Origin of the sequence: Novosphingobium sp. LASN5T, assembly GCF_003856955.1 — a bacterium.
Classification (GTDB): domain Bacteria; phylum Pseudomonadota; class Alphaproteobacteria; order Sphingomonadales; family Sphingomonadaceae; genus Novosphingobium.
Genome location: NZ_RQSI01000022.1, coordinates 18,860 through 44,645, shown reverse-complemented (window position 1 = coordinate 44,645; position 25,786 = coordinate 18,860). Strand labels below are relative to the sequence as shown.

Sequence of the window (25,786 nt, the reverse complement as noted above, 5' to 3'; positions counted from 1 at the left end):
GCGGCTATTCCGCCGCTGCCATCCCCGCTCCCGCCAATCCGGCGTCCGGGCGCTCGGCCAGCATGTGCTGGATCATCTGCTGGAGATCGGCGTCATAGCGCGCCAGCACCAGCCGGTCCTCGGCCGTATCCCAGTGCGTCACCAGTTCGCGCCCGTTCCACCAGTGCAGCGCATAGGCCGGCGGATCGGCGACGATCAGGTTGCGCTGGTCGGGCACGTCGGGATCGATCGGCCGCAAGTCGAGCGCGACCTGCGGCGCGGTGGACGGGCAGGTGGCCACGATCACATGCTCCCACCGCGTCGCGCTGGCGCGATGGATGTGGCCACAGACCAGCCCTGTCACGTTGTCGCGCCCGCGCAGGCAGGTCGCCAGCCGCTCCACCCAGGGTTCGGCGGCGTCGGTGTTCATCCACGGAATTCCGGCCTCGATCGGGGGATGGTGCTGGACGATCAACGTGGGCTTGACCGTGTCCTCGTCCAGCCGCGCGGCAAGCCATGCCGCGCGCTCTTCGCAGAACGCGCCGCCGTGCCGCCCTTCTTCCAGCGTATCGAGCACGATCAGCCGCAGCGCCGGGCTGTCGATCACGTATTGCAGGTAATCCCCGGCAAACGGCGCTTGGGGAAAGACCTCGCGAAACGTCGCGCGCTCGTCATGGTTGCCCAGCGCGAAGTGGACTGGAAACGGCAGCCCAGACAAAGCCTCGCGCAGCCGTTCGTAGCTTTCCCGGTCGCCACGATCGACCAGATCCCCGGTGGCCAGCAGCAGATCGGGCCGCGGGTCCATTTCCAGCAAGGCCTGGACCGTGCGGTCCAGCCGCAGCCGGTTGAATTCGTCCGGCGTGTCCGGCTCGAACCCCAGGTGAATGTCCGTGATCTGTGCGATCAGCATCGCCCCGCGCCCCCCCAAGCCCGCTTACTTCAGGGATGCCGGCCCCCACTGCCGGGGCCGGTCGGCCACGGCGGTGTGAATCGGATCCTGCTGACGCTTCCTGTCCCGTTGGCCCTTCGGCTGCCACGGAGCCCCGCTATCCATGTGATAGGAATGGCACATCGCGCAGCCGGAATCGACCGGGTCCTTGACCTTGACCGAGGCCAGGTGCGTTCCCCCCTCGCCCACATGGCAGCTGCGGCAGCCGCCCGGGCCGTCCATGCCGGGAACGAGCAGGTCCGAAGCGTCGTTCGATTGCGGTGCGCGGGTGTGGCACGCGACGCAATCGGTCTTGCGGTGATCCTTGTGATCGAACCAGCCGGTGTTGTAGTAGCGCCCGTTCTGCGCCACCGGCTGGATCGCGAAGCCGTCGGTGGCCGCCGTGCCACCGCGCGTCACGGTATGACAGTCAAAGCACATGCCGCCCTTCGAGAAGACCTGCGCGATCGCCTGGTCGGCGCGGGTGGGATAGAACCGCACCGCGCGGGCATAGTCCGCCGCGCTGGCGCGCAGCGCCGCATCGCCGGGCACCCGCCGGGCAAGGCCCGAAAGGTTCGCCGGCCGCGCGGGCGCGGTGCCGCGATAGAACGCGCGCAGGTCCGCCACCACCATCGCCGGTTCGCCATGGCGCAGCGACCGGAACGTGCCGCCCACTTCGTCGAAGTTCAGCGAATGGCAGCTCTGGCAGGCTTCTTCCATCACCACCGGCTTGAACCGCGCGCCGCCCGAATCGGTCTTGTGGCAATCCTGGCAGCCAAGGCCCTCGTTGCCGGCGAAGCGGCCGGGGCGGCGGCGCACCATCTGCGCCACGCCGTTGACCTTCGACAGATGCTGGGCGTGCGTGAACTTGAGACCGTTCGGCTCGCGCAGGGCCGGGCTCCACACCGCGCGCTGCAGCAGCGGCTTCGCACCGTTCATGCCGACGATCACCGTCGGCCTGAACTGCGGGTGCGCCGTCCCGAAATCGGCGGCATCGGCGATCTTCGTGTCGGTCAAGCGCGTCTTCAGCCCATCATGGCAGTCGGTACAGAACTGCTGCCGGGTGGCCGGCATAGCACCGGCCCCCTCGTGTTCGGTGTGACAATCCACACAACGGCCGGCGGGACGGTTGAAAGCGGTCGCCACCGCGCGCTGGAAGGCGGCGAAGCCGTGCGGTTCGCCGCGCGCGCGCACCAGCCGCGCCGCGTCGGGGATATGCTGGTGCGCATCCTGCGTGTGGCAGGTGAGGCAGGCATTGTCGCGCACCGCCACGAACGCCTTGACGTGGCAGGCCTGGCAATCGTTCTCGAGATTCTTGTGCGCCAGGCTGAGATGGCCGGAAGACCATGCCTTGTCGGCGTGGAAGCCCGCGGGGCGGCGATCGTCCTTGTGCAGCGCCAGCGGCTTGTACGTGGCATAGCTCCAGATCGGAAAGGCCAGGAACGCCACCAGGATCAGGATGGCAAAGCTCCAGGCCGACATCCGCTTGCCCGGCAGCAGACCTTTCAGCGTGTAGGCACTGCCGAGATCGACATCCTCGGCCGATTCCGAAACCGCTTCCACCCGCCGCACCGAAAAGACCGGTAATCCGGTGTCCGCGTCGCGCGAAAGCTGGATGCGATGGCCGCCGAAGCCCAGTTCGGCGCCGGTGGCGATGTCCAGTTCCCGCCGGTTGACGCTGCGGCCGTTGACGTCGAACGGCTGGTCGCCGATCGATTCGATCAGCAGCCGCTGGTCATCGATCCGCGTGACTCGCGCATGGCGCGGATCGACGGCGAGGTCCGGCAAGTGGATGCCGCAGGCCGCGTCGCGGCCGATGGTCAGTTCATCGCCGTCCACGCGGGAGCCGCGAACGATCTCCTCGCCGCTGGACTTGAGCGCGATCTGGCGGATCAGGAAGCTCATGGAGGCGCTCACCAGTAGAAGAAGACGCTGACGATATGCGCGGAAAGCGCGGCGAGCAGCGCGAAGGTGACGGGGACGTGGACGTAGAGCCAGGCCTGCAGCCAGGTCTTGAGGCGCAAGTGCTTGCGCAGCCGCCCCAGCATGGCCTCCTTGCGCGTAAGCAGCGCGTCCACCTTGTCCAGCGGATCATCGGCGGTGCGCGCGCGGTAGGCCCGCATCCGGCGCAGTTCCGCCGCCGCCGCGCGCGTGGCATCGCGCGCGTAGCGCCCAGTCACGCGGTTCCAGAAGGAGCCCGCGAAGGGGTTCTCCTCCAGGCTGCTGTTGACCAGCGCCGCCGCCTGCGGATCGAGCGCCTGCGCCGCATCGTGAATCTGCCGGTCGAGCGACCGCAGCGCTTCCACCATCTGCTTCTCGGTGATCGCGCCTTCCTCGTCATAGCGGTTGTCCGACAGCGCGCTGGGCAGCGTGGCATAGACCCAGATGCCGAACAGGCCGGACAGGATCACCAGCATCATCAGCGCCCACGCCAGCGTGTGCACGTTCCAGCCGAAGTGGAAGCCCGAATGCAGCGTGCCCACCACGATCAGGCACAGCCCGAGATAGACATGCGCCGAGGTCCATGCGCGCAGCGACCAGCGGCCCGGCGTGATCGCGCGCTTGCGCACGCCCAGCAGCGTCAGCCACAGGATCAGCAGCGCGCCCAGCGTGCCGAGCGTGTAGCCCAGCCAGCTCGATCCGAAATGCTGCCCCGGCAGCGGCACGAACACGTACAGCGCGATCAGCACCACCGCGAGCAGCGCGGATATCTTGAGCCACCGTCCGTTGCGATAACGCAGGAAGCCTTCGTGCGTGCTGGTCCGGTCGCGGCTGGTGCGCGGACGGCGAACCTTGCCGGCCTTTTCCGGCCCTTGGGCAACGCTTGCCATGGTCAGGCCTCCTCGTTCTCGAGCCGGGCGACGGTCAGGAACTCGTCAGGCGAGACGCGGATCGCCGCGCCGGTGGGGCAGGCCCGCACGCAGCTGGGGCCGCCGTCGATCCCGGCGCACATGTCGCACTTGATCGCCTTCTTGCGGTCGAGCAGTTCGTCCACCGCCGGATCGCCTGTGTACTTGGTGTGCTTCTTCGACCACTTGTACGATGGCTCGCCCGGCCCGGGGCCGCTGCCGAAGAACAGCCACGACCATAGCGAAGGCTTCTTCGGCGGCACCTTCTCCATGCGGATCACCCCATAGGGGCAATTGCGCTGGCAGTTGCCGCAACCGATGCAGGTATCGTTGATCGAGACCTCGCCATCCGGCCCGCGCTGGATCGCGTTGGGCGGGCAATCGGCCATGCAGTGCGGGTGCTCGCAGTGGCGGCAGCTGGTCGGCACGTGCAGGTGGGCAAAGCTGCGCCCCGCCTCGCGGTCCAGCCGCGACAGGCCGTCGTGGCTGTCGGCGCAGGCCTTCTCGCAGTTGTCGCAGCCCACGCACAGCGTCTCGTCGATCAACAGCACGTCAGTCGCCTCGCCCAGCCCCTGGCTGACGAGGAACTTGGCCTGCTCCGAATAGAGATCGACCACGCCCGAGAAGCTGTCCTTGCGCGATTCGATGAAGGCGTTGGTCTTGCGGCGGCCTTCCATGTCCTTGCGCGCGCGCTCCAGCAGCGTCGGCTTCGCCGCCAGCACGCGGGCGAAGGCATCGCCATCGATGCGGATCACTTCGGACTTGATCGCCGCGCGTACCGTAGCGGTGCGCTGGCCGCCATCGATCAGCGCCATCTCGCCGACGTAGGAGCCGGCCGGAAGGTAGGACAGGAACACCGGCTTGCCGCCGACTTCCTTCTCCACGATCATCGATCCCACGCGGATGACGAAGACATCGCGATCCTCGTCGCCCTCGCTGATGATGGGCTTGCCCGCCGGCACCTGTTCGATCCGCGCGGTCTCCACCACTTCGCGGATATCGTCGGGCGTCAGCCCCGATCCGAACATCTGCAGGATCTGCCGCTCGGTGGAAATACGCTCGATCGCCCGCCGCGCGGTCGGCACCTGGCTTTGCAGCTTGAGCGCGGCGTTGCGGCTGATCTCGACGCAGATCGTATCCTCCGCCGCCACGATCGTCGCGCCGCGCCGACGGCCGGAAATGAGGCCGACCTCACCGAAGATCGTGCCTGCGGGAATGGGCACGACCCGCGAAGAATCGTTCGGATCGATGCGGACGTGGACCGATCCCGAAGCGATCGCGAACAGCGAGGACCCCGGATCGTTCTTCTCGAAGATAACCTCGCCCTTGCGATAGGCGCGGGCATCGGAATCGAGCATGAATTCGCGCAGCTGCAGCGTGGTCATGCCTTCGAGGATGGTGATCCGCGTGCGCAGGAACTCCAGCCATTCGGTGACCGACCGGTTGCCCGGCAGATCCCGGAACCGCGCTTCCAGCAGCGGTTCGTCCGCCGGCTTCAGCGTGGTGTTGCCGTTGATGAACTCGATGACGTCATAGCCCTGGTTCATGCAGTGCTTGATCAGCGGATAGCCCGCCAGCGCGCCGATCACGAAAATGCCGGGCGCGGTCGATTCGAACTGCGGCGAAAGCGTGGGAAAGGCCAGCCGGTCGGCGCTGGCGAACGCGATGCCGCAGCCTTCGACGAAGGCGCGCGGCGGGGCGGAACCGATGCGCGCGATGATCCGGTCGCAGCGGATCTTCTCCTCACCGTCGCGCGTGGACAGGGTGATCCAGCCCGGTTCTACCGCCTTGGTCTCGGTTTCGTAGCGGATCGTCAGCCGGCCCGCCGCGTCGTCCTCGACCAGCGCCTTGGCGTTCGGCTCCTTGGCGGTGGGGAAGCTTTCGCGCACATTGGTCGATTTGGGCGCGCGGTTGAGAACGGTGACGACATTGCCCTGCGCCGCATCCTCGACCAGGCCGCGCGCGTTCTCGATCCCCGCGTCGCCCGTGCCGATCACCACGACATGCTCGTCGAGAATCGCATAGGGATCGTCGAGCTGGTAGGTCACGTGCGGCAGGTCCGCGCCGGGGCAGCGCAGCAGGTTGGGGTTGCCCTGCGTGCCGATCGCCAGCACCACGTTTTCGGCCAGCACCGTCTCGCCGCTGGTCAGCTCGATCGCATAGGGCGGGGCATGGCGTTGCAGCTCGGTGGTGGTCGTGGACCCGTCCCGCGCGCGGGAAACGATCTGCTGCACCGAGCCGGGGATCGCTTCGCCCGTGCCGCGAATCGCCTTCACATCGGCGTTGTATTTCACATTCACGCCCAGCTCGGCGGTGCGGCGGTTCCACTTGTCGAGGATGTCCTCCTTCTTGCCGGCGTCGAACTCCTGGTCGGACCGCAGGATCAGCTGCGATGGCGTGGCCATCACGTGCTTGCCCTTCTGGTATTTGTAGATCGTGTCGGAGAGATGGCCCGATTTTTCGAGCAGCACATGGCTCAGCCCGAGCTGTGCCGCACGGCTGGCCGCGCTCATGCCCGCCGGGCCGGAGCCGATGATCGCAACTTTGTAGACTTCGCTCACCGGTGTGCGTCCCCCGCAACACGAAAGCGGACCTCTGCGGGTTCCTGCTTTCCATCAACCGATTTGCGACCCCAATTCGCGCGGACATTAGCGGATGAACCGGGCTTTGCCACCCGCAAATTCGCGGCACCGCATACAAGGGGGGTGGACCGGGGTGGAGTGGGTTTGGGCAAGGACGCGCCGGCCGCTTCCGGGCCGCCGTCGCAAGGGCCGCCGCGCATCGCCTTGCAACATGGTGCGCGAGCGCGATATGCGGTTGCAGCGCAAGAACGCCGCAAGGAGATTTCGATGACCGAGGCCGAGCAGTCTCCTTCCGCAAGTCCCGCCCTCGAAAGCCCGGCTCCGCAGGCCGCGGGCGGGGCGGGCTGGTTGGGCAAGGTGCTGCTGGCGGGCGCTGCGGTCATGGCCATCGCCGCGGCGGGCGTCGCCATCTATCGCGGGCAGAAGCAGGAAGCCGCGGTAGTCGCGCCGGCGACGGCCGATGCCAGCCAGGCGCCTTCGGTCGACGATGTGATCGCCAAGCTGGAGGCCAAGCTGAAGGCCGATCCGGAAAACGCCGAAGGCTGGCGCATGCTGGGCTGGTCCTATTTCCAGACCGAACGCTATGCCGAAGCCGCGACCGCACTGAAGAAGGCGACCCGGCTCGATCCCGATCACGCCGAAACCTTCTCGTTCCTGGGCGAGGCGCTGGTGCTGGCGAGCGACAGCGAGGGGCGGATCCCCCCCGATGCGCAGGCCGCGTTCGACCGCGCGCTGCAACTCGATCCCAAGGATGCACGCGCACGGTATTTCAAGGCGGTGGCGATGGACCTTTCGGGCCAGCACCGCCGCGCGATCGACATGTGGTTCGACCTGCTGGCGGACACCCCGTCCGACGCGCCCTATGCCGACGATATCCGCGACGTGATCCGCAACGTGGGTCAGAAGTACAAGATCGACGTGGACAAGAGGCTGGCCGAAGCGCGCTTCGCGGCGCCGGCCGCCGGCATGGTTACCGATGGTGCGCAAAAGGCGGCCTCCGGCATTCCCGGCCCGACGGGCGATGAAATGAAAGCCGCCGCCGGTCTGCCCAAGGGCCAGCAGGAGGCGATGGTGCGCGGCATGGTCGACGGGCTGGAGGCAAAGCTCGCCCAGAACCCCGGCAATCCCGATGGGTGGATCATGCTGATGCGCAGCCGCATGCAGCTGGGCGAGCCGGGCAAGGCCGGCAAGGCGCTGCAGGACGGCCTGGCCGCGTTCCGCAACGATCAGGCGGCCAGCCGCCGGCTGCGCGAGGCCGCCGCCACTCTGGCCGTTCCCGGCGCCTGACCGCCGCCGGCGGTTTCCGCCATCCGGCCCCATCGTTTCCAGCGCCTGTTGAAAACCCGCGCGACTCGCCGCGATTGCGGCATTTACGCGAAATTAACCTTTAATGTTCATTGGTCCTATGGTTAATGTCGGACAAGAGCGTTTGACGAGGGATTAACGCTGCCATCCTGTTATGGCGAGAAGGGGCGGTTGTATGCGTGTGCTGCTGATCGAGGACGAGCCGACCACGGCCAAGGCCATCGAGCTGATGCTTTCGGCCGAAGGTTTCAACGTCTATTCAACCGATCTCGGGGAAGAAGGCCTCGATCTCGGCAAGCTCTATGATTACGATATCATCCTTCTGGACCTCAACCTGCCGGACATGCACGGTTACGATGTCCTCAAGAAGCTGCGCGTCGCCAAGGTGCAGACGCCGGTTCTCATTCTCTCCGGCATTTCGGAAATGGATTCGAAGGTGCGCAGCTTCGGCTTCGGCGCCGACGACTACGTGACCAAGCCCTTCCACCGCGAGGAACTGATCGCCCGCATCCATGCGGTCGTGCGCCGTTCCAAGGGCCATTCGCAATCGGTCATCCGCACCGGCAAGCTCTCGGTCAACCTCGATGCCAAGACGGTCGAGGTCGATAACGCGCGCGTGCATCTGACCGGCAAGGAATACGCGATGCTCGAGCTGCTCTCGCTGCGCAAGGGCACCACGCTGACCAAGGAAATGTTCCTGAACCACCTTTACGGCGGGATGGACGAACCCGAACTCAAGATCATCGACGTGTTCATCTGCAAGCTGCGCAAGAAGCTGGCGCACGCCTGCGGTGGCGACAACTACATCGAAACCGTCTGGGGCCGCGGCTATGTGCTGCGCGATCCGGACGACAAGCTGGACGTCGAGGCCGCCTGATTTCCCGCCCTCATTTCCCGCAGCGTCTGTTCCTGACGAAAGCGGTCCGCTCCGGGGGGTGCGGGCCGCTTTTCGTTTGCGGGCGCTCCCTCCCCCCTCCCTGCTCCCCCCTCCCCAACGCATCGCCGGTCTGCTAGGCGCGCCGCTTTACCGACCAGCAGGCCCCGTTTCATGACCGCGCACAAGTCCGGCGATCCCACCACGCTAAACCGCCTCTACGGACGCGCCAAGGGCAAGCCCCTGCGCCAGGGCCAGCAGGCGCTGGTCGATACCCTGCTACCGCAGATCGCCGTGCCGACGGACGGCCCGGTCACCGCCGAACGCCTGTTCGGGCACGATCGCCCGCTCCATTTCGAAATCGGCTTCGGCGGCGGCGAGCACATGGCCGCGCGGGCCGACATGCTGCCCGATCACGGCTTCATCGGCGCCGAACCCTTCCTCAACGGCGTGGCGCAGGCGCTGACGCACCTTGACGGCGATGGCGGCCGGCACCCACCCATTCCCAACGTGCGCATCCATCACGGCGATGCGCTGGAGGTGCTGGCGCGCATTCCCGACGGCTCGCTCTCGTTTCTCTACCTGCTCCATCCCGACCCCTGGCCCAAGGCGCGCCATGCCAAGCGGCGGATGATGAACGACGGCCCGCTGCGCCTGTTCGCGGCCAAGCTGAAACCGGGCGGCGAATTCCGCTTCGGCACCGACCACGCCATCTACCTGCGCCATGCCCTGATGGTGATGCGCCGCCATCGCGATGCGTTCGAATGGCTGTGCGAAAAGCCGGCGCAGTTCCAGAACCGCCCCGGCGGCTGGCCGGAAACGCGCTACGAGGCCAAGGCGCGCAACGTCTACGGCCACGAGGTCTGGTATTTCCGCTATCGCCGCCGTCAGGAAGGCTGAGGCGACAGGGTTAACCTCAAAATAACCAAGCATGGCGCATGATCCAGCATGCCGGTCCCCCCGGAGTCGCGGGGACACCAAGGCAGGAGCTGGTTCATGTCGAACGCCGACACCGCTACGCTGATCCTGACCGAGATGCGCGAATTCGCGAGCTTCTCGGCCGCCGAACAACGCTATATCCGGCGCAGTCTGGATGTCGGCCTCGGCCGGCAGGACGCGTTCCGCCTGTGGGCGCGCAGCGGCGAGGAAACCGCCTCGATCCGCGCGCAGTACGTGATCTATCAGGATCTCAAGACACTGCGCACGGTCCTGCCCGAAGGGCCCGGTCCCGACGGCCTCGAAAGCTTCATGGGCAAGCTGATGCGCGTGACCGCGTTCGATCTGGGGCAGGAACGGCTCAGCTGCTTCTCGGCCTATCGCTTCCTCTACGAACGCCTGCTGGGCGCCGAAGTGCGGCCATGGCTGCCGGGTGGGTTCTGCGGCGCCGCGGCGCTGCCGCAGATCCGGCCGGAACGGCGCAAGGGCCTGCTCCAGTCGATCAGCGAAGCCGCCGCCACCGCGCCGGGCTGGTCGCCCCGCGCGCCGAAGTTCTATCCCGAATTCGTCGAACTCGAAGCCGCCTGATAACGGACTGCCTGAAAAACAGCCCCTTTACGCCTTGTAGAGCGCATCGATCCGCGCGCCGTACCGCTCGCGGATCTTGTGCCGCCGGATCTTGAGGCTGGGCGTCATCTCGCCGTTCTCGATGCTGAACGCCTCGTCCGCGAACGTGAACTGGCGGACTTTCTCGATCACCGACAAATCCCGGTTCACCCGGTCCACCGCGTCGCGAATCGCGTTGCGGAAGGCGGGCAGGCCCTGCAACGTCGCCACGTCGAACTTCTCGTCCTGTTCGCGCGCCCATTCCACCGCCCATTCCGCATCGGGCACGATCAGGCCGACCAGATAGGGCCGCTTGTCGCCCGAAACCATCGCCTGCGCGATTTCGGGCTGGAGCGTCAGCATCCCTTCCACCTTCTGCGGAGAGACGTTGTCGCCCTTGTCGTTAACGATCATGTCCTTCTTGCGGTCGGTGATGACGATCCGGCCGTTGGCATCGAGGTGGCCGATATCGCCAGTGTGCAGCCAGCCATCCTGGATCGCCCGCGCGGTTTCCGCCGGGTTGTGCCAGTAGCCGTGCATGACCAATTCGCCGCGCACGAGGATTTCGCCGTCCTCGGCAATGCGGACCTCCACGCCCTTCATCGGCGGGCCGACGGTGTCCATCTTGATGCCCGCCGCGGGGCGGTTGCACGATATCACCGGGCCGGCTTCGGTCTGGCCATAGCCCTGCAGCATGGTCAGGCCCATCGCCTCGAAGAACACCCCGACATCGGGATTGAGCGGCGCCCCGCCCGAAACCATCGCCTTGATGCGGCCGCCGAAGCGCAGGCGGATCTTGGGGCGCAGGCTCTTTTCCAGCAGGAAATCCATCGGCCGGTCCAGCAGCCGGCCGCGGCCCTGCGCCTGGCGTTCGCCGATCGCCAGCGCCCGGCCCATCAGGTAGTTGGCCACGCGGCCCTGCTTTTCCACCTGCTTCATGATGCGCGTGCGCAGCACTTCGAACAGGCGCGGCACCACGACCATCAGCGTGGGACGCACTTCCTCGATATTGCTCGCCAGCTTTTCCAGCCCTTCGGCATAGAAGATCTGCGCGCCCATGCCGATCGGCAGGTACTGGCCACCGGTGTGCTCGTAAGCATGGCTGAGCGGCAGGAACGACAGGAACACTTCCTCGTCCCAGCCGAAATCGTTGGCCAGGATATGCGCCGCGCCATCCACGTTGCACAGGATCGCGCCGTGGTGCTGCACCACCCCGCGCGGCGCGCCGCCGGTGCCGCTGGTATAGATGATGCAGGCAGTGTCCGCGCGCCCGATGCCGGCGATGCGCGCCTCCACCGCCGCGCGGGCCGCCGCCGCGTTCCCCGCCAGCAGCGCGTCCCAGTCGTGGAACGTCAGCGTGCCCGATTGCGCCTGCCGCAGCGGCTCGATGCCGATGACGTGTTCGGCGCAGGGCGCGCGCAGCGCCGCCGCCAGCAGCGGCCGCGCTAGCTTGGCGTTGGAAACGACGATCGCGCGCGCGCCGGAATTCTCCAGGATGTGCAGGTGATCGCGCTCGGTATTGGTGATGTAGGTCGGCACGGTGACCAGCCCGGCGGCCATGATCGCCAGATCGGCCAGGCACCATTCGGGCCGGTTTTCCGACACCAGCGCCACCCGGTCGCCATCCTTCAGGCCCAGCCCGCGCAGGGCCTCCGCCATCAGGCAGACCCGGTCCGCCGCCTCGCGCCAGGTGATCGCCCGCCACGCGCCATCGTGCTTGGCCGAGAGGAACGGCCCATCGCCCCGCGCGCGCGCGCGGTCGAAGAACATTGCGACCAGGTTCGGGAATTGTTCGAAATCGCTGAGCTGCACGTCCGGTCCTCTGCCCCACCCGCGCGCCGGCTTTTGCTCCGCCGTTCGCGCAGGGGAAAGTCCTAAAGAAGCTGCGCCGCCACGGCAACCTTGCGCAAGGCGGACACGCCTATCGGAAAGCGTTCAGGGCGCCACCGCCGCGCCTTCGCTGCGCGGATCGGCCGCGCCACGCCAGCGATCGCCGACGCGTTCGATCGCGTTGGCCTTGAAGGAAGCCTCGCGCGCGATGACCTGCCGGTGACCCAGCGCCATCAGCGCCGGGATCATCGCTTCCTGCGCGGAGCCCTTTTCCACGAACACCACGTCGCCGCCGGGCGCGAAGATCACCGGCAGGGCGATCGCCTCGCGCGCGGGCAGGCCCCAGTCGAGCACGCCGATGATCGCCTTGGCGACCTGGGCCGGGATCGTCGCCCCGCCGGCCGCGCCGATCGCCAGCCGCAGCTGGCCATCGGGGCCGTAGATCAGCGTCGGCGCCATCGAACTGCGCGGCCGCTTGCCCGCTTCCACCCGGTTCGCGGTGGGCACGCCATCGCGATCGGGCACGATGTTGAAGTCGGTCAGCTCGTTGTTGAGATAATAGCCGCCGACCATCAGGCCCGAGCCGAACGGGCTTTCGATCGTGGAGGTATAGCTGGCCGCGTTGCCCCAGCGGTCCACCGCGACGAAATGGGTGGTGCCGTGCTCTTCCTGCGGGCGTGCGGGCGCGAAAGCGGTGCGGACGCCCGGCGGTGTCCCCGCCACGACCGACGGCAGCGTGCCCTTGTCCGAAATCAGCGCGGATCGTGTCGCCAGATAGGCGGGGTCGGTCAGCCCGGCGACCGGCACGCTGACGAAATCGCTGTCCCCCAGGTAGCGGTCGCGATCGGCGTAGGCCAGCCGTTCGGATTCGGCGATCAGGTGCCAAGATACCGGGTTGTCCGGCCCCAGCGCCTTCAGATCGAAGCGTTCGAGCTGCTTGAGAATGGCGTAGACCGTGGTCGCGCCCGAGGACGGCGGCCCCATCCCGCACACGCGGTAGCCACGGTAATCGCCGCACACCGGCGCGCGTCCCTTCGCCTGATAGCCGGCGAGGTCCGCCGTCGTCAGCGGCGCGGGATTGCGCGGCGCGGTGCCGACCTTGGCGGCCACGGTCCCGGCATTGTCGCCCGCATAGAAGCTGTCGGCCCCCTGCGCCGCGATTTTCTCCAGCGTTTCGGCCAGCGCGGGATTGCGGATCACCGTGCCCGCGGGCAGCGGCTGCCCGTCCGCCCCGTAGTAGATGGCGCGTGCCTGCGGATCGAGCGCGCCGGTCCGCGGGAAGCGGCTCAGCATCGCGTAAAGGCGCGGCGTCATGACAAAGCCATCGCGGGCCAGCCGGATCGCCGGCTGGAACAGCGCGCGCCACGCCAGCTTGCCGTGGTGGGCGTGCGCCAGCGCGGCCAGGCGCAGGTTGCCCGGCACGCCCACGCTGCGCCCGCCCGGAATCGCCTCGATGATCGGCAGCGGTTGGCCGTTGACGTAGAACCACTGCGGGCCGGCGGCCTTGGGCGCGGTTTCGCGGCCGTCCACCGTCTCGACCTTGCCCGCCGCATCGCCCAGCACCAGGAAGCCGCCGCCCCCGATGCCCGAGCTTTGCGGTTCGACCACGGTCAGCGCCAGCATCGTGGCGATCGCGGCGTCGGTGGCGGTTCCGCCCAGCCGCAGCATGTCCACACCCGCTTCGGCCGCGCGCGGATCGGCGGCGGACACCAGCCCCTTCTCGCCCACCGGCACGCCATCCGCGGGAGCGGGCGCCGGCGCGGCCTGCGGGGTGGTGGAGGCCATCTGGCCCATCGGGGCGCAGGCGGACGTGAGCAGAAGCGCTGCAAGCAGCGCGCGACCGGGCATTTTCATCGATAGCATGGCCGCAAGGCTATTCGGTCCCGACGGCCTCCGCAATGCTCGTCATGCCTTCTTGCCGTACACGCTTCGCCAGGCCCGTCACGATCGCGCGCGCAAGGCCCGGTCCTTCGTAGACCATCGCGCTGTAGATCTGGACCAGGCTGGCGCCCGCACGGATGCGCTGCCACGCATCGTCGGCGCTGGCGATGCCGCCCACGCCGATCAGCGGAATGGCGCCGCCGCTCGCCTTGCGGAATTCGCGCAGGCGTTCCAGCGCCATCTGCCGCAGCGGCTCGCCCGAAAGCCCGCCCGTTTCTCCGGCATGGACCGATCGCAGCGAAGCGGGCCGCTCGATCGTGGTGTTCGACACGATCAGCGCATCGAGCCGCCTGTCCAGCGCAATGCGGCAGATCGCGTCGACATCGGCCCGCTGGAGATCGGGGGCAAGCTTCAGGAACACCGGCGTTGCCAGCGCGCCGCGCGCCTCGATCACCGCATCCAGCAATTCGGCCAGCGCGCCTTCGTCCTGCAAGGCGCGCAGGCCCGGCGTGTTGGGCGAACTGATGTTGACCGTGAGATAGGTCGCCAGCGGCGCCATCGTCCGTGTCATCGCCGCATAGTCGGCGATGCGGTCGGCCGAATCCTTGTTGGCGCCGATGTTGACGCCCACGATCCCCGGCTTGCCCAGGCGGGCGCGCAACCGCGCGGCCACCGCATCCGCGCCGTTGTTGTTGAAGCCCATGCGGTTGATGACCGCCCGGTCCTCCACCAGCCGGAACAGCCGGGGCTCGGGGTTCCCCGCCTGCGGACGCGGCGTTACCGTGCCGATCTCGGTAAAGCCGAAACCCAGGCGCAGCACCGCGTCGGGCACTTGCGCGTTCTTGTCGAAGCCGGGCGCCATGCCCACCGGGTTGGGAAAGACGATGCCCGCCACGCGCTGCGTCAGCGCGGGCTCGGGCGCCAGCCGCCGCGCCAGCGGCGCGGCGCCAAGCGCCATCAGGGTAAGCCGGTGGGCCTGTTCAGCCGGTACGCGAAACAGCAAGGGGCGCAGCAGTCGATAGAGCATGAAACGGGAAGTCCGCATCCGGATCGGGGAAGAAGTTCCGTCCTATTGCGTCTGCGGTGTCCCAAGCCAAGTGCGATTGCTGCCATCGTGCATCGATATTTCATATAACTAACGGCATTTTTTCAACCTGTTGCGCCGCCGCAACCGTTTTTGTCGAATCCGTACAATTACCGACTCGGCCAATCCCATAGACAAACCGCGCGACCCGAAGGGCTCGGTGCAGTGATGTATCGGGTTCTCGACTTTACGGCGGCCGATGCCCTTCGGGGTTCGGCCGCCTTTTTTTCGCTCTTCCCGGACAAGCACCGCACTGATTTGCAACCGCCACCTCCGCGCCTTGCGCTTGTGGAGAGCCGCGCCTAGATAACCGGAACGATTCGGTCTGATTTGCAGCCCGCGTTCCCGGAGACTCCCAGGCGATGCGTCTTTCCAGCATGGCGGACTATGCCGTGGTCACGATGACCGCCGCCGCACGCCATTGCGGCGGGGCGCGGATCAGCGCGCAGCAACTGGCCGAGGAAACCGGCCTGCCCGCCCCTACCGTGCAGAAGCTGGTCAGCAAGCTTTCGGCCGCCGGCCTGCTGAAGTCGGTGCGCGGCGCGCGCGGCGGGCTGAAGCTGGCCCGCCCCGCGGCCGCGATCACGCTGGCCGATATCATCGAGGCGGTGGAAGGCCCGATCGCGCTGGCCCCGTGCAGCACGCCGGTCCGCCAGGACTGCACCTGCTCGCTCGAGAAGGATTGTACCGTCCGCCCGCACTGGCCCGTCGTCGACGCGGCGCTGCGCGGCGCGCTGTCGGCCGTCCCCCTTACCCAGTTTGCCCGCCCGATCGCGGCGGAGGCTACCGCATGACCGAAGAAACCCAGGTACAGGACACCCCAGAAAGGGACCAGGCTGCGCGCGACGCGGCGAAGAAGCTCGAAACCTACGAGTGGGGCTTCACGTCCGACATCGAGCAGGAATTCGCGCCCAAGGGCCTGTCCGAAGAGACCGTCCGCTTCATCTCCGCCAAGAAGCAGGAGCCGGAATGGATGCTCGAATGGCGGCTGCGCGCCTATCGCCACTGGCTGACGATGGAGACGCCGGACTGGGCAAAGCTCAACGTGCCGCCGATCGACTATCAGGACGCCTATTACTACGCCGCGCCCAAGAAGAAGGATGGGCCGAAATCGCTGGACGAGGTCGATCCCGAAATCCTGCGCGTCTATGAAAAGCTGGGCATTCCGCTGGAGGAGCAGAAAGTGCTCGCCGGCGTGGAAGGTGCGCGCAAGATCGCGGTCGACGCGGTGTTCGACAGCGTTTCGGTCGCCACCACATTCCGCAAGGAGCTGGAAGAGGCCGGCGTGATCTTCCGCTCGATCAGCGAGGCGATCCGCGAATACCCCGATCTGGTCAAGCGCTGGCTGGGCAAGGTCGTGCCGATGCACGACAACTACTTCGCCGCGCTCAACTGCGCGGTCTTTTCCGACGGCACCTTCGTCTACATCCCCGAAGGCGTGCGCTGCCCGATGGAGCTGTCCACCTATTTCCGCATCAACGCGGAGAATACCGGCCAGTTCGAACGCACGCTGATCGTGGCGGACAAGGGCGCCTACGTCTCGTACCTCGAAGGCTGCACCGCGCCCCAGCGCGACGAGAACCAGCTGCACGCCGCGGTGGTCGAACTGGTCGCTCTCGACGATGCCGAGATCAAGTATTCGACCGTGCAAAACTGGTATCCCGGCGATGCCCAGGGCAAGGGCGGCATCTACAACTTCGTGACCAAGCGCGCGCTGTGCCAGGGCGCTCGGTCCAAGGTTTCGTGGACGCAGGTGGAAACAGGCTCGGCGATCACGTGGAAGTACCCGTCCTGCGTGCTGAACGGCGAGGATTCGGTGGGCGAGTTCTACTCGGTTGCCGTCACCAACAATTACCAGCAGGCCGATACCGGCACCAAGATGATCCACAACGGCAAGGGATCGCGCTCGACCATCGTGTCGAAGGGCATTTCCGCCGGCCGGTCGAACAACACTTATCGCGGCCTGGTGCGCGTGGCCCCGCAGGCCGATGGCGTGCGCAACTTCACCCAGTGCGATTCGCTGCTGCTCGGCGGTGAATGCGGCGCGCATACCGTGCCCTATATCGAGGTGCGCAACCCCGGCGCGACGATCGAGCACGAGGCGACCACCAGCAAGATCAGCGACGACCAGCTGTTCTACGCGATGCAGCGCGGGCTGGACCAGGAAAGCGCCGTGGCGCTGATCGTCAACGGCTTCGCGCGCGAGGTGCTGCAGCAACTGCCGATGGAATTCGCGGTGGAAGCGCAGAAGCTGCTGGGGATTTCGCTTGAGGGGAGCGTGGGTTGACCTGGACTCTCCGCGATCAGGCGAAACACCAGAACCTCCCTCCCCTTCAGGGGAGGGGCCGGGGGTGGGGTCTCTCCGCCACGCGCGTCGAAGAGATTGCGCGTTTCGCCGCCGAAATGCGCCGCGAGCCGACCGAGCCGGAAAAGCGCCTGTGGCATGTCCTCTCCCGCTCGCAACTGGACGGCTACAAGTTCCGCCGCCAGGCGCAGGTCGGTCCCTTCATCACCGATTTCCTGTGCCCGCAAAAGGCACTCGCAATCGAGGTCGATGGCGAAACGCACGATATCGAGACGGACCGCCGCCGCGATACCGCCTTGCGCAAACTGGGTTTCGGTGTGCTGCATGTCGCTAACGCGGACGTGATGCGCAACATTGACGGGGTTCGCCAGGCGATCCTTGGCGCGCTTGAGGCAGCGCCGGACCGCTGGGACAGACCCCACCCCAACCCCTCCCCTGAAGGGGAGGGGCTTCAAGCCCCGAAGGAACATTCGCGATGAGCGATACCGACGACGCCCCGCGCAAAACGCTGCGCCTGCGCGCCGATACCGAAGCCCCCAAGCTCCAGAAAAAGGGGCGTGGCTGGAACATCGCCGAATCGCGGCTTGATACGCTGCATGACGCCGCGCGCGAGATGCGCCGGTCGCCCACCCCGGCGCAGGCCGCGCTGGCGGCGGAGCTGGCCAAGGCCGACCTCGGGCGGTACCGCTTCAAGCGCTATGCGGTGATCGGATCGGCCATCGTCGATTTCGCCTGCCAGCCGCTCAAGCTGGTGGTCGCGCTCGACGAAGGCACGAACCCGCCCGAGATCGAGCGCCGGCGCGACCGCAGCCTGGGCGAAGTGGGCATCAAGGTGATCCGCTATCCCGCCGCCGACGTGCTGGCCGATCCCGAAGGGGCCGCCCGCGCCGTGCTCGCCGAAATGAAGGCCCGCTGGCACGAACAGCGCGCCTCGTCCCGCCCGAACCAGAACCGTCACCGGCAAGGCGCCGCGCGCGGATACCAGAGATAAGCATGCTCCAGATCGATAACCTTTCCAACGAAATCGCCGGCAAGGCCATTCTCAAGGGCTTGTCGCTGACCGTGAACGCGGGCGAAATCCACGCGATCATGGGGCCAAACGGTGCGGGCAAGTCCACGCTGGCCTATACGCTGGGCGGACGACCCGGCTACGAGGTCACCGGCGGCTCGGTCGCGTTCGAAGGCGCCGACCTGCTGGCCATGGAGCCGCACGAGCGCGCCGCGGCGGGGCTGTTCCTGGGCTTCCAGTATCCGGTCGAGATTCCCGGCGTGTCCAACGTCCAGTTCCTGCGCGAGGCGCTGAACGCGCAGCGCAAGGGCCGGGGCGAAGCGCCGCTTTCGGGCGGGGAATTCCTGAAGCTCGCCAAGGAAAAGGCCGGCCTGCTGCGCATGGACATGGATATGCTAAAGCGCCCGGTGAACGTCGGCTTTTCGGGCGGCGAGAAGAAGCGCGCCGAGATGGTGCAGATGGGGATTCTCGATCCCCGGCTGGCGATTCTGGACGAAACCGATTCGGGCCTCGACATCGACGCCCTGCGCATCTGCGGCGAAGGCATCAACGCGATCATGCGCAAGCCGGACAAGGCGGTGCTGCTGATCACGCATTACCAGCGCCTGCTCGATTACGTGAAGCCGGACTTCGTGCACGTGCTGGCCGGTGGCCGCATCGTGAAGTCGGGCGGCCCCGAACTGGCGCTCGAACTCGAACAGCATGGTTACGAGGCGGTGGCGGCGTGAACGCGGCCGCCCTGCCCCTGCCCACCCGCAAGGACGAGGGCTATCGCTACGCCGATCTGGCCGCGCTGGAAACGGTGTGGCCGGCGGCGGTGCAAGTCGTCCGCGTGCCCGCCGGGGAAAGCGCCGCCCTGTCGCTCATCGCCGACGGCAACGGCCCCGAAGCCCATGAAATCGCGATCACGCTGGAAGACGGCGCGGTGTTCGACCTGCGCCTGCTCAACGCCGGCGCTGCCTATGGCCGCATCGGCGTGACGGTCACGCTGGGCAAGGGAGCGGACTTCACGCTGGGCGCGGCGCAGTTGGGCGGCGGCGCGCAGACGCTCGAAGTGGTGACCGAAGTGACACACGCCGAACCCGATGCGCAGAGCCGCCAGATCGTGCGTTCAGTGCTGGGCGGCCATGCCACCGGCACCTATCTCGGCCGTGTCGCCGTGGCGCGCGGCGCGATTGGCACCGATGCCGAGCAATCGGTCCGCGCCATGCTGCTCGACCGGACGGCGACCGCCAACGCGCGGCCGGAACTCGAAATCTTCGCCGACGACGTGAAATGCGCGCACGGCTGCGCGGTGGGCGAGCTTGACGCGCAGGGCCTGTTCTACCTGCAATCGCGCGGGCTTCCCCCGGCGGACGCGAAGAAGCTGATGCTGCAGGCGTTCATCGCCGAAGCCTTCGTCGGCGCGGCCGACGAGGACGCGCTGACGCAAGCCGCGCTCAAGGCGCTGGAGGGGCTGCTGTGACGACGGCAGCGCTCACCCAGGATCAGCCCACCCATGGCCCCTCCCGCATGCGGGAGGGGGACATCTGGCCCGGCCTGCGCAATCCCGATGGCAGCCGCTGGCACTATCTCGATACCGCCGCCACCGCGCAGAAGCCGCAAGAGGTGATCGACGCGGTGACGCGCGCGATCGGCGCGGACTACGCCACCGTCCACCGCGGGGTCTATACCCGTTCGGCCGACATGACGCTGGCGTTCGAAGCCGCGCGGCGCAAGGTCGCCGGCCTGCTGGGCGGGGACGAGGGCGAGATCGTGTTCACCCGGGGCGCAACCGAGGCGATCAACCTGGTCGCGCAGACCTGGGGGCAGGCCAATCTCAAGGCCGGGGATCGCATCCTGCTGTCGGTGCTGGAGCACCATTCCAACATCGTGCCCTGGCAATTGCTGCGCGAACGGACTGGGGTGGAAATCGACGTCTGCCCGCTGACGCCGGACGGGCGCATCGATCTGGAAGCGGCCGAACGCATCCTCACCCCCGCGCACAAGCTCGTGGCGTTCGCGCATGTGTCCAACGTGCTCGGTTCGATGCTTCCCGTGGAACAGGCGGTGAAGCTGGCCCATGCCGTCGGCGCCAAGATCCTGCTCGATGGCTGCCAGGCCGTCGCCCGCCTTGCCGTGGACGTGAAGGCGCTCGGCTGCGATTTCTATGTCTGCTCGGCGCACAAGCTCTATGGGCCGACGGGCATCGGCGCGCTGTGGGCCAGGGCCGACATCCTCGATGCCATGCCGCCCTGGCAGGGCGGTGGCTCGATGATCGACCGGGTGACCTTCGCGAAAACGACCTATGCCCCCGCGCCGCAACGCTTCGAGGCGGGCACGCCCGCGATCGTCGAGGCGATCGGCTTCGGCGCGGCGGTGGATTTCGTGCAAGGCATCGGGCTGGACGCGATCCACGCCCACGAAGCCGCGCTGGTGGCGCGGGCGCGTGGCGAACTCTCGCGGCTCAATTCGGTCCGCCTGTTCGGCCCCGAGGACAGCGCCGGCATCGTCAGCTTCGCGCTGGAAGGCGTGCACCCGCACGACCTTGGCACGATCCTCGACGAGGAAGGCGTGGCGATCCGCGCCGGGCACCATTGCGCGCAGCCGCTGATGGACCATCTTGGCGTTCCCGCCACGGCCCGCGCCAGCTTCGGCATCTACAGCGATGACAGCGATATCGCCGCGCTGGTGCGCGGCATCGAACGGACGATGAGGATTTTCGGATGACGAACGGTGAGGAACCCAGGTTCACCGTGGAAGAAGTCGAAGACGTGGCCGCGCCGCGCCGCGCCCGCGTGGAAGACATTCCCGAACCGCCTGAAACGCCGGCCGAGAAGCTGGAGCGCAAGCGCGACTATCTCGAAGGCTTCCTGGCGGAAAAGCCGCAGGGGGTGAGCGCGGGCGAGCCGGGCGGCGAAACCTACGAAGCGGTGATCGACTCGCTGCGCGAAATCTTCGACCCCGAAATCCCGGTCAACATCTATGACTTGGGGCTGATCTACGGCGTGGACGTGACCGCCGATGGCCATGCCACCGTGACGATGACGCTGACCACGCCGCATTGCCCGGTCGCCGAATCGATGCCGGGCGAAGTGGAACTGCGCGTGGGCGCGGTGCCGGGCGTGCGCGAGGCCGAGGTGAACCTCGTCTGGGACCCGCCGTGGGACCCGCAGAAGATGAGCGACGAAGCCAAGCTCGAACTGGGCATGCTGTGATGGCCACGGCGGTGACCACGCTTGCAGACGGCCTGACGGTGACGCGCGCCGACTATGGCCACGCGGCCGACGCCGATGCCGTGGTCACGCTGCTCGATGCCTATGCGCGCGATCCGATGGGTGGCGGCGCGCCGCTGGCCGACGACGTTAAGGCGCGGCTGGTCGATGGCCTCGCCGGCCATCCCGGCGCCTTTTCGCTGATCGCGCGGATCGATGGCCAGCCCGTGGGTCTCAGCAACTGCTTCACCGGCTATTCCACCTTCGCGGCGCGCCCGCTGGTCAACATTCACGACATGGTCGTGCTGCCCGGCCATCGCGGCCACGGCATCGCCCGCGCCATGTTCGCCGCCATCGAGGACGAGGCGCGCGCGATCGGTGCGTGCAAGGTCACGCTCGAAGTGCTGAGCGGCAACGAACGCGCCAAGGCGGTCTATGCCGCGCTTGGCTATGGTGACTACACGCTCGATCCCCAGGCCGGACACGCCCTGTTCTGGCAGAAGAGGCTGACATGACGACAACCACCACCACCCGCCGCCCCCGGCCCGCCGCCGTCCTGCTGACGCCGTCGGCCGAAGCGCGGATCGCCACGCTGATGCAGGCGGCGCCCGAAGGCGCGATCGGGGTGAAGCTTTCCACCCCGCGCCGGGGCTGCTCCGGCCTTGCCTATTCGGTGGACTACGTGAACGAGGCCAGCGGCTTCGACGAACGGATCGAAACGCCCGGCGGCACCTTCTTCATCGATGGCGCGTCGGTGCTCTACCTCGTCGGCAGCACGATGGACTGGGTGGAAGACGATTTCCAGGCCGGGTTCGTGTTCCAGAACCCCAATGCCAAGGGCACGTGCGGCTGCGGCGAGAGCTTCACGATCTGATCCTTTTCGCGGAGCCGGTGCTGCCGGTTCCGGTCATTACCACCAGCGCCACAGGCCGGCGGGAATGCCCGACAGCCACAGGTGCAGCCAGGTCACCCCGATCCACGCGGCAAGGCCTGCCAGCCAGAACCAGCCCAGATCGGCCAGCCGCCCCACATGCGGCCAGTACGCGGTGCGGCCGCACCAGGCGCGCCAGGCATCGGCGTGCAGCGCCAGCTTCTTGCGATCCTGCATATGCGCGCCGACCAGCGCCAGCACCGCGATCGCCCCCGCCAGCACGATAACCCGCGCGCTGGGCGCCACGATCACGTGGGCCACGGCCCACAGGGCAAAGCCCATCATCATCGGATGGCGCGTTACGCGGAACACGCCGCGCGCCTCGCGGGTCGCCAAGCCTGCCATCGACGCCTCGGGCATGGCCGGGTTGCCGATGAGCGAGGCCAGCAGCAGCGCCATCGCCAGCACGGTCAGCACGCTGGCCACCAGCCACGGCGCGTCGGCCCATCCGTTCCACAGCAGCGGCCCCGGCGTCGCGGCGCGAAAGGCCACGATCACCCAGCCCAGCGTGGCGAAAGCGACCAGCGAATAGACCCCGGCAAAGTCCCGTTCCCCCAGCGCCCCGACCAGCGGCGCGCGCAAGGGGTGCGACAGGAGGAAATGGGTGCCGACAAACGCTGTCGACGCCGCCACGAGCATCACGACCGAAGCATCCATGTTCGTTCTCCCTCCCGCGCGGCGCGGTCCGCCGCGTCTATTGATAGGCCTTGGGCAAGCTCCCTTCCTGCGGGTGCCGATAGCGGTCGCGCAGCCGCGTCTGGTGATTGACCAGCGATTGGGCCACACCGTCCACGTAAACCGCGACCACGCCGGACGTAACCTCCAGCGGATCGCCATCCCACACCACCACGTCCGCCGCCCGGCCGGGCTTCAGGCTGCCGAAGTGATCGCCTTCCCCGATGATCTCGGCCGGGACCGAGGTGATCGCCGCCAGCGCCTCGCCCCAGGTCAGCCCGGTGGCGCCCGGCACGCGCGCCACGCCCACGAGGTTGCCGGCATATTGCGGCGCATAGCGCGGCTGCTCGCCATCGTAGAAATTGCCGATGGCGACCTTCACCCCCGCCTTCTTCATCCGCCCGATGTTCGATTGGGTGGCGGCCAGCGTCTCGAACCGGCCGGGCAGGTCGGTCAGCGCGGTGGCGATCACCGGCACCTGCGCGGCGGCCAGTTCGCCCGCCACGCGCCAGCCTTCGGACGCGCCGACCACGACCAGGCGCAGCGCCGGAAATTCCCGCTTCAGCGCCAGCGTGGCGCGCATGTCGGCGGCGCGATCGACATGCACGTAAAGCGGCTGCCGCCCGGTGACGACGGGCACCAGCGCCGCCGCATCGAAGCGCGTCAGCAGCGTGTCGGTCGCCTGCCCCTGCACGGACGAAACCATGCGTGGATCGCCGCCCGCCACGCCGGGGGCGGACAGCCCGGCGCGCCGGTCCAGCTCGCGCGCCTCGCGCAGCGCGTTGCGCAGCAGCGCCTGCGCCGCCACGCGGCTGCCGCCGGCCAGGCTGGCCCCGCGTTCGCCCAGTTCGACATACTGGAACGCCCGCGCGCGCGTCACCGGATCGGCGGTCGCGGCCAGATCGATCACCGCGCCCTGGCCCGCGAAGATCGCGTTGCCGGCCACCGGCGCCACCGCCGCGCGCGTCACCCCGCCCGTGCGCGATACCGCCACCGGCGGTGCATCGGGGTCGATCGCTACCGAGACATCGAGCGCGGCGTTGAACACCGCCTTGTCGGCATCGTCGTCGTTGCTTTCCGAAACCGCGCCGACGTCGACCAGCCCCAGATCGGTCACCGCGATCACCAGCCCCGGCGTGACCCACTTGCCGCCGGCGTCGATCACCCGCACGCCCGCGGGCACCGCCACGCCGGCGCCCGCCGCCACGATCTTGCCGCCGCGGGCCACGACCACGCCGTTCTCGATCGGCGCGCTTCCGTCGCCCACCGCGACCCGGGCGTTGACGATCGCCCAATCCGCCGATGTCTGCATCCGGGCCTGCGTCTGGGCCAATGCCGGCATGGCCACTGTCGCGGCCAGCAGCGCCACCGCGCCGCGCCTGATCCTGCGCGCGATCATTTCACGTCTCCCTCGCCGGGCAGGCCCAGTTCGAAATCGGACACCGGCCGGCGCTTGGGATCGAGCGCGTCGTACAGCAGCGCCCCATCCACCCAGACCTTTTCCGGCCGTGCATAGACCGACAGCGGATTGCCGTTCCACAGCACCACGTCACCCATCTTGCCGGAGGCCAGGCTACCGGTCTTCGCGTCGATGCCCAGCGCCTTGGCGGGGTTCAGCGTGAACCAGCGGACCACCTGTTCGTCGGGAATTGCGATGCCGATCCGCCGGCCATCGCCCTGCGCCTTGGCCGCTTCCTGATTCAGCCGCTGGATGCCGTAATCGTCGTCCGAATGGATGATCACGCAGACGCCGGCATCCTGCAGCAGCGCGGCGTTTTCGGGAATGCCGTCGAACGCTTCCATCTTGAAGCCCCACCAGTCCGCCCAGACCGCCGCGCAGATATCGTTCTGCTTCAGCAGATCGCCGATCTTGTAAGCTTCCACCGCGTGGTGGAACGCGCTGACCTTGTAGCCGAACTCCCGGGCCATATCGATCACGAAGGCCATCTCGTCCGCGCGGTAGCAATGGTTCTGCACCAGGATCTTGCCGGCCAGCACGTCGGCCAGCGTCTCCATGCCGAGATCGCGCTCCTCCAGCTTGCCGGCATCGCGCTTGCGCTTGTATTCGGCGGCCTTGATCCACGTCTGCCGATCGACCGCGAAGTTGCCCATGCGCGTCGAGGGCATTTGCCCTTTCGCGCCATAGACCCGCTTGGGGTTCTCGCCGCAGGCCATCTTCATGCCATAGGGAGCATCGGGAAACTTCATGCCCTGCACCGTGCGCGAGGGCACGTTCTTGAGCACGACCGAACGCCCGCCGATCAGGTTGGCCGATCCCGGCAGGATCTGCAGCGTGGTGACGCCGCCGTTGGCCAGCGCGCGCGAAAAGCCGGGGTCCTGCGGCCAGACGCTGTGTTCGGCCCAGACCTGCGGCGTGGTCGGGCTGGTCATCTCGTTGCCGTCCTGGTGGGCATCGACCCCGGGGCTGGGATAGACGCCCAGGTGGCTGTGAATGTCGATTACGCCCGGCGTCACGAACTTGCCCGTACCATCGATCCGGCGATAGGTGGCCGGCACCGCCAGCGCGGCATCGCCGACCGCCTGGACCTTGCCGTCGGCGACCAGCACGGTGCCGTTGTCGATCCGCCCGCCGGCACCGTCGAACACCGTCGCGCCGACGATGGCGACCGGCTCGCCCGGATAGGCGCGATAGGTGGAGGGGTAGGGATTTTCATTCCAGGCGGGCGCGGTCTTCTCGTCCTTCGATTTCGCCAGCCCGGCGCTCGTGGCCAAGGGCAACGCCAGCGCCAGCGCCAGGCCTGCCAGGGCGTGCCCCGCCGTTCTTCCCATTCGCCGCATCATGCGTTTCCCCACCGTT

24 protein-coding genes are annotated in these 25,786 nt (G+C 67.7%); 14 read left to right on the top strand and 10 right to left on the bottom strand.

Going from position 1 to position 25,786, the window contains the following annotated elements; translation table 11 throughout:
* Nucleotides 1–4: 4 nt before the first annotated feature.
* From EH199_RS14965 to EH199_RS14950, 4 genes are read right to left on the bottom strand one after another with little or no spacing between them, the layout of a single operon-like run.
* Nucleotides 5–889 (bottom strand): phosphodiesterase, encoded by an 885-nt coding sequence (locus EH199_RS14965; protein ID WP_124810101.1) that lies wholly within the window; start codon nucleotides 887–889, stop codon nucleotides 5–7.
* Nucleotides 890–913: 24 nt separating this feature from the next.
* Nucleotides 914–2,812 (bottom strand): cytochrome c3 family protein, encoded by a 1,899-nt coding sequence (locus EH199_RS14960; protein WP_124810100.1) that lies wholly within the window; start codon nucleotides 2,810–2,812, stop codon nucleotides 914–916.
* Nucleotides 2,813–2,820: 8 nt separating this feature from the next.
* Nucleotides 2,821–3,738 carry a hypothetical protein gene (locus tag EH199_RS14955; RefSeq protein WP_124810099.1) on the bottom strand — a complete coding sequence of 306 codons (918 nt, stop codon included), beginning with the start codon at nucleotides 3,736–3,738 and terminating at the stop codon, nucleotides 2,821–2,823.
* A 2-nt stretch (nucleotides 3,739–3,740) separates the two neighbouring features.
* Entirely contained in the window at nucleotides 3,741–6,317 is a 2,577-nt protein-coding gene (locus EH199_RS14950; protein ID WP_124810098.1) for a cyclic nucleotide-binding domain-containing protein, read from the bottom strand.
* A gap of 288 nt (nucleotides 6,318–6,605) precedes the next feature.
* Between EH199_RS14950 and EH199_RS14945 the strand changes: the two genes are divergently transcribed.
* The 4 genes from EH199_RS14945 (at nucleotide 6,606) to EH199_RS14930 (ending at nucleotide 10,041) form a co-directional block, all read left to right on the top strand.
* Entirely contained in the window at nucleotides 6,606–7,625 is a 1,020-nt protein-coding gene (locus tag EH199_RS14945; RefSeq protein ID WP_223806702.1) for a tetratricopeptide repeat protein, read from the top strand.
* A 193-nt stretch (nucleotides 7,626–7,818) separates the two neighbouring features.
* Nucleotides 7,819–8,520, top strand: coding sequence for a response regulator transcription factor CtrA (ctrA, locus tag EH199_RS14940; protein ID WP_124810097.1), 702 nt, complete (start codon nucleotides 7,819–7,821; stop codon nucleotides 8,518–8,520).
* Between the two features lie 171 nt (nucleotides 8,521–8,691).
* Entirely contained in the window at nucleotides 8,692–9,417 is a 726-nt protein-coding gene (locus tag EH199_RS14935; protein WP_124810096.1) for a tRNA (guanosine(46)-N(7))-methyltransferase TrmB, read from the top strand.
* 96 nt (nucleotides 9,418–9,513) lie between these two features.
* Complete coding sequence (locus EH199_RS14930) at nucleotides 9,514–10,041, top strand: hypothetical protein (RefSeq protein WP_124810095.1); 528 nt, start codon at nucleotides 9,514–9,516, stop codon at nucleotides 10,039–10,041.
* Between the two features lie 27 nt (nucleotides 10,042–10,068).
* Here the strand turns inward: EH199_RS14930 and EH199_RS14925 are convergent, their stop codons facing one another.
* The 3 genes from EH199_RS14925 to EH199_RS14915 all read right to left on the bottom strand — a co-directional run bounded on the left by EH199_RS14925 (nucleotide 10,069) and on the right by EH199_RS14915 (nucleotide 14,797).
* Nucleotides 10,069–11,829 carry a long-chain fatty acid--CoA ligase gene (locus EH199_RS14925; protein ID WP_124810131.1) on the bottom strand — a complete coding sequence of 587 codons (1,761 nt, stop codon included), beginning with the start codon at nucleotides 11,827–11,829 and terminating at the stop codon, nucleotides 10,069–10,071.
* A gap of 165 nt (nucleotides 11,830–11,994) precedes the next feature.
* Complete coding sequence (gene ggt / locus EH199_RS14920) at nucleotides 11,995–13,743, bottom strand: gamma-glutamyltransferase (protein ID WP_124810094.1); 1,749 nt, start codon at nucleotides 13,741–13,743, stop codon at nucleotides 11,995–11,997.
* Between the two features lie 19 nt (nucleotides 13,744–13,762).
* Complete coding sequence (locus EH199_RS14915; RefSeq protein ID WP_124810093.1) at nucleotides 13,763–14,797, bottom strand: quinone-dependent dihydroorotate dehydrogenase; 1,035 nt, start codon at nucleotides 14,795–14,797, stop codon at nucleotides 13,763–13,765.
* 419 nt (nucleotides 14,798–15,216) lie between these two features.
* Here EH199_RS14915 and EH199_RS14910 point away from each other — a divergent pair, with 419 nt between their 5' ends.
* From EH199_RS14910 to EH199_RS14865, 10 genes are read left to right on the top strand one after another with little or no spacing between them, the layout of a single operon-like run.
* Nucleotides 15,217–15,648 (top strand): SUF system Fe-S cluster assembly regulator, encoded by a 432-nt coding sequence (locus EH199_RS14910; RefSeq protein WP_124810092.1) that lies wholly within the window; start codon nucleotides 15,217–15,219, stop codon nucleotides 15,646–15,648.
* Complete coding sequence (gene sufB, locus EH199_RS14905; protein WP_124810091.1) at nucleotides 15,645–17,141, top strand: Fe-S cluster assembly protein SufB; 1,497 nt, start codon at nucleotides 15,645–15,647, stop codon at nucleotides 17,139–17,141. Before EH199_RS14910 ends, sufB begins: the two co-directional genes overlap by 4 nt.
* Entirely contained in the window at nucleotides 17,138–17,638 is a 501-nt protein-coding gene (locus EH199_RS14900) for an endonuclease domain-containing protein (protein ID WP_124810090.1), read from the top strand. The genes sufB and EH199_RS14900 overlap by 4 nt, the downstream gene beginning before the upstream one ends.
* Nucleotides 17,635–18,150, top strand: coding sequence for a DUF559 domain-containing protein (locus EH199_RS14895; protein WP_124810089.1), 516 nt, complete (start codon nucleotides 17,635–17,637; stop codon nucleotides 18,148–18,150). The genes EH199_RS14900 and EH199_RS14895 overlap by 4 nt, the downstream gene beginning before the upstream one ends.
* Before the next feature lie 2 nt (nucleotides 18,151–18,152).
* A complete protein-coding gene (gene sufC, locus EH199_RS14890; protein ID WP_124810088.1) occupies nucleotides 18,153–18,896 on the top strand; it encodes a Fe-S cluster assembly ATPase SufC in 744 nt (247 codons plus the stop codon).
* A complete protein-coding gene (locus EH199_RS14885) occupies nucleotides 18,893–19,633 on the top strand; it encodes a SufD family Fe-S cluster assembly protein (protein WP_190287283.1) in 741 nt (246 codons plus the stop codon). The genes sufC and EH199_RS14885 overlap by 4 nt, the downstream gene beginning before the upstream one ends.
* 47 nt (nucleotides 19,634–19,680) lie before the next feature.
* Nucleotides 19,681–20,877, top strand: a complete 1,197-nt coding sequence (locus EH199_RS14880; protein WP_124810129.1) for a cysteine desulfurase — start codon at nucleotides 19,681–19,683, stop codon at nucleotides 20,875–20,877.
* Nucleotides 20,874–21,365, top strand: coding sequence for an SUF system Fe-S cluster assembly protein (locus EH199_RS14875; protein ID WP_124810087.1), 492 nt, complete (start codon nucleotides 20,874–20,876; stop codon nucleotides 21,363–21,365). Before EH199_RS14880 ends, EH199_RS14875 begins: the two co-directional genes overlap by 4 nt.
* On the top strand, nucleotides 21,365–21,877 hold the full coding sequence (locus EH199_RS14870) for a GNAT family N-acetyltransferase (protein WP_124810086.1): 513 nt from the start codon (nucleotides 21,365–21,367) through the stop codon (nucleotides 21,875–21,877). The genes EH199_RS14875 and EH199_RS14870 overlap by 1 nt, the downstream gene beginning before the upstream one ends.
* Nucleotides 21,874–22,236: an iron-sulfur cluster assembly accessory protein gene (locus tag EH199_RS14865; protein ID WP_124810085.1), complete on the top strand. Its 363-nt coding sequence runs from the start codon at nucleotides 21,874–21,876 to the stop codon at nucleotides 22,234–22,236. Before EH199_RS14870 ends, EH199_RS14865 begins: the two co-directional genes overlap by 4 nt.
* Nucleotides 22,237–22,272: 36 nt before the next feature.
* Here EH199_RS14865 and EH199_RS14860 read toward each other — a convergent pair whose 3' ends face one another.
* Genes EH199_RS14860 through EH199_RS14850 form a run of 3 tightly spaced genes read right to left on the bottom strand, consistent with a single transcriptional unit; the run spans nucleotide 22,273 to nucleotide 25,758 of the window.
* Nucleotides 22,273–22,950, bottom strand: a complete 678-nt coding sequence (locus EH199_RS14860; RefSeq protein ID WP_124810084.1) for an NnrU family protein — start codon at nucleotides 22,948–22,950, stop codon at nucleotides 22,273–22,275.
* Nucleotides 22,951–22,987: 37 nt separating this feature from the next.
* Complete coding sequence (locus EH199_RS14855; protein ID WP_124810083.1) at nucleotides 22,988–24,367, bottom strand: amidohydrolase family protein; 1,380 nt, start codon at nucleotides 24,365–24,367, stop codon at nucleotides 22,988–22,990.
* The gene (locus EH199_RS14850) at nucleotides 24,364–25,758 is read right to left on the bottom strand and encodes an amidohydrolase (RefSeq protein ID WP_223806701.1); all 1,395 of its coding nucleotides are present in this window, start codon (nucleotides 25,756–25,758) and stop codon (nucleotides 24,364–24,366) included. The genes EH199_RS14855 and EH199_RS14850 overlap by 4 nt, the downstream gene beginning before the upstream one ends.
* Nucleotides 25,759–25,786 lie beyond the last annotated feature (28 nt).

Coding starts and splice junctions, on each gene's coding strand:
- EH199_RS14960 (WP_124810100.1), bottom strand. CDS start 2,812: ATGAGCTTCCTGATCCGCCAGATCGCGCTCAAGTCCAGCGGCGAGGAG.
- EH199_RS14930 (WP_124810095.1), top strand. CDS start 9,514: ATGTCGAACGCCGACACCGCTACGCTGATCCTGACCGAGATGCGCGAA.
- EH199_RS14955 (WP_124810099.1), bottom strand. CDS start 3,738: ATGGCAAGCGTTGCCCAAGGGCCGGAAAAGGCCGGCAAGGTTCGCCGT.
- EH199_RS14875 (WP_124810087.1), top strand. CDS start 20,874: ATGACGAACGGTGAGGAACCCAGGTTCACCGTGGAAGAAGTCGAAGAC.
- sufC (WP_124810088.1), top strand. CDS start 18,153: ATGCTCCAGATCGATAACCTTTCCAACGAAATCGCCGGCAAGGCCATT.
- EH199_RS14880 (WP_124810129.1), top strand. CDS start 19,681: ATGCGGGAGGGGGACATCTGGCCCGGCCTGCGCAATCCCGATGGCAGC.
- EH199_RS14895 (WP_124810089.1), top strand. CDS start 17,635: ATGAGCGATACCGACGACGCCCCGCGCAAAACGCTGCGCCTGCGCGCC.
- sufB (WP_124810091.1), top strand. CDS start 15,645: ATGACCGAAGAAACCCAGGTACAGGACACCCCAGAAAGGGACCAGGCT.
- EH199_RS14910 (WP_124810092.1), top strand. CDS start 15,217: ATGCGTCTTTCCAGCATGGCGGACTATGCCGTGGTCACGATGACCGCC.
- EH199_RS14860 (WP_124810084.1), bottom strand. CDS start 22,950: ATGGATGCTTCGGTCGTGATGCTCGTGGCGGCGTCGACAGCGTTTGTC.
- EH199_RS14915 (WP_124810093.1), bottom strand. CDS start 14,797: ATGCTCTATCGACTGCTGCGCCCCTTGCTGTTTCGCGTACCGGCTGAA.
- EH199_RS14855 (WP_124810083.1), bottom strand. CDS start 24,367: ATGATCGCGCGCAGGATCAGGCGCGGCGCGGTGGCGCTGCTGGCCGCG.
- EH199_RS14865 (WP_124810085.1), top strand. CDS start 21,874: ATGACGACAACCACCACCACCCGCCGCCCCCGGCCCGCCGCCGTCCTG.
- EH199_RS14850 (WP_223806701.1), bottom strand. CDS start 25,758: ATGGGAAGAACGGCGGGGCACGCCCTGGCAGGCCTGGCGCTGGCGCTG.
- EH199_RS14870 (WP_124810086.1), top strand. CDS start 21,365: ATGGCCACGGCGGTGACCACGCTTGCAGACGGCCTGACGGTGACGCGC.
- EH199_RS14945 (WP_223806702.1), top strand. CDS start 6,606: ATGACCGAGGCCGAGCAGTCTCCTTCCGCAAGTCCCGCCCTCGAAAGC.
- EH199_RS14925 (WP_124810131.1), bottom strand. CDS start 11,829: ATGTTCTTCGACCGCGCGCGCGCGCGGGGCGATGGGCCGTTCCTCTCG.
- EH199_RS14935 (WP_124810096.1), top strand. CDS start 8,692: ATGACCGCGCACAAGTCCGGCGATCCCACCACGCTAAACCGCCTCTAC.
- ggt (WP_124810094.1), bottom strand. CDS start 13,743: ATGAAAATGCCCGGTCGCGCGCTGCTTGCAGCGCTTCTGCTCACGTCC.
- ctrA (WP_124810097.1), top strand. CDS start 7,819: ATGCGTGTGCTGCTGATCGAGGACGAGCCGACCACGGCCAAGGCCATC.
- EH199_RS14965 (WP_124810101.1), bottom strand. CDS start 889: ATGCTGATCGCACAGATCACGGACATTCACCTGGGGTTCGAGCCGGAC.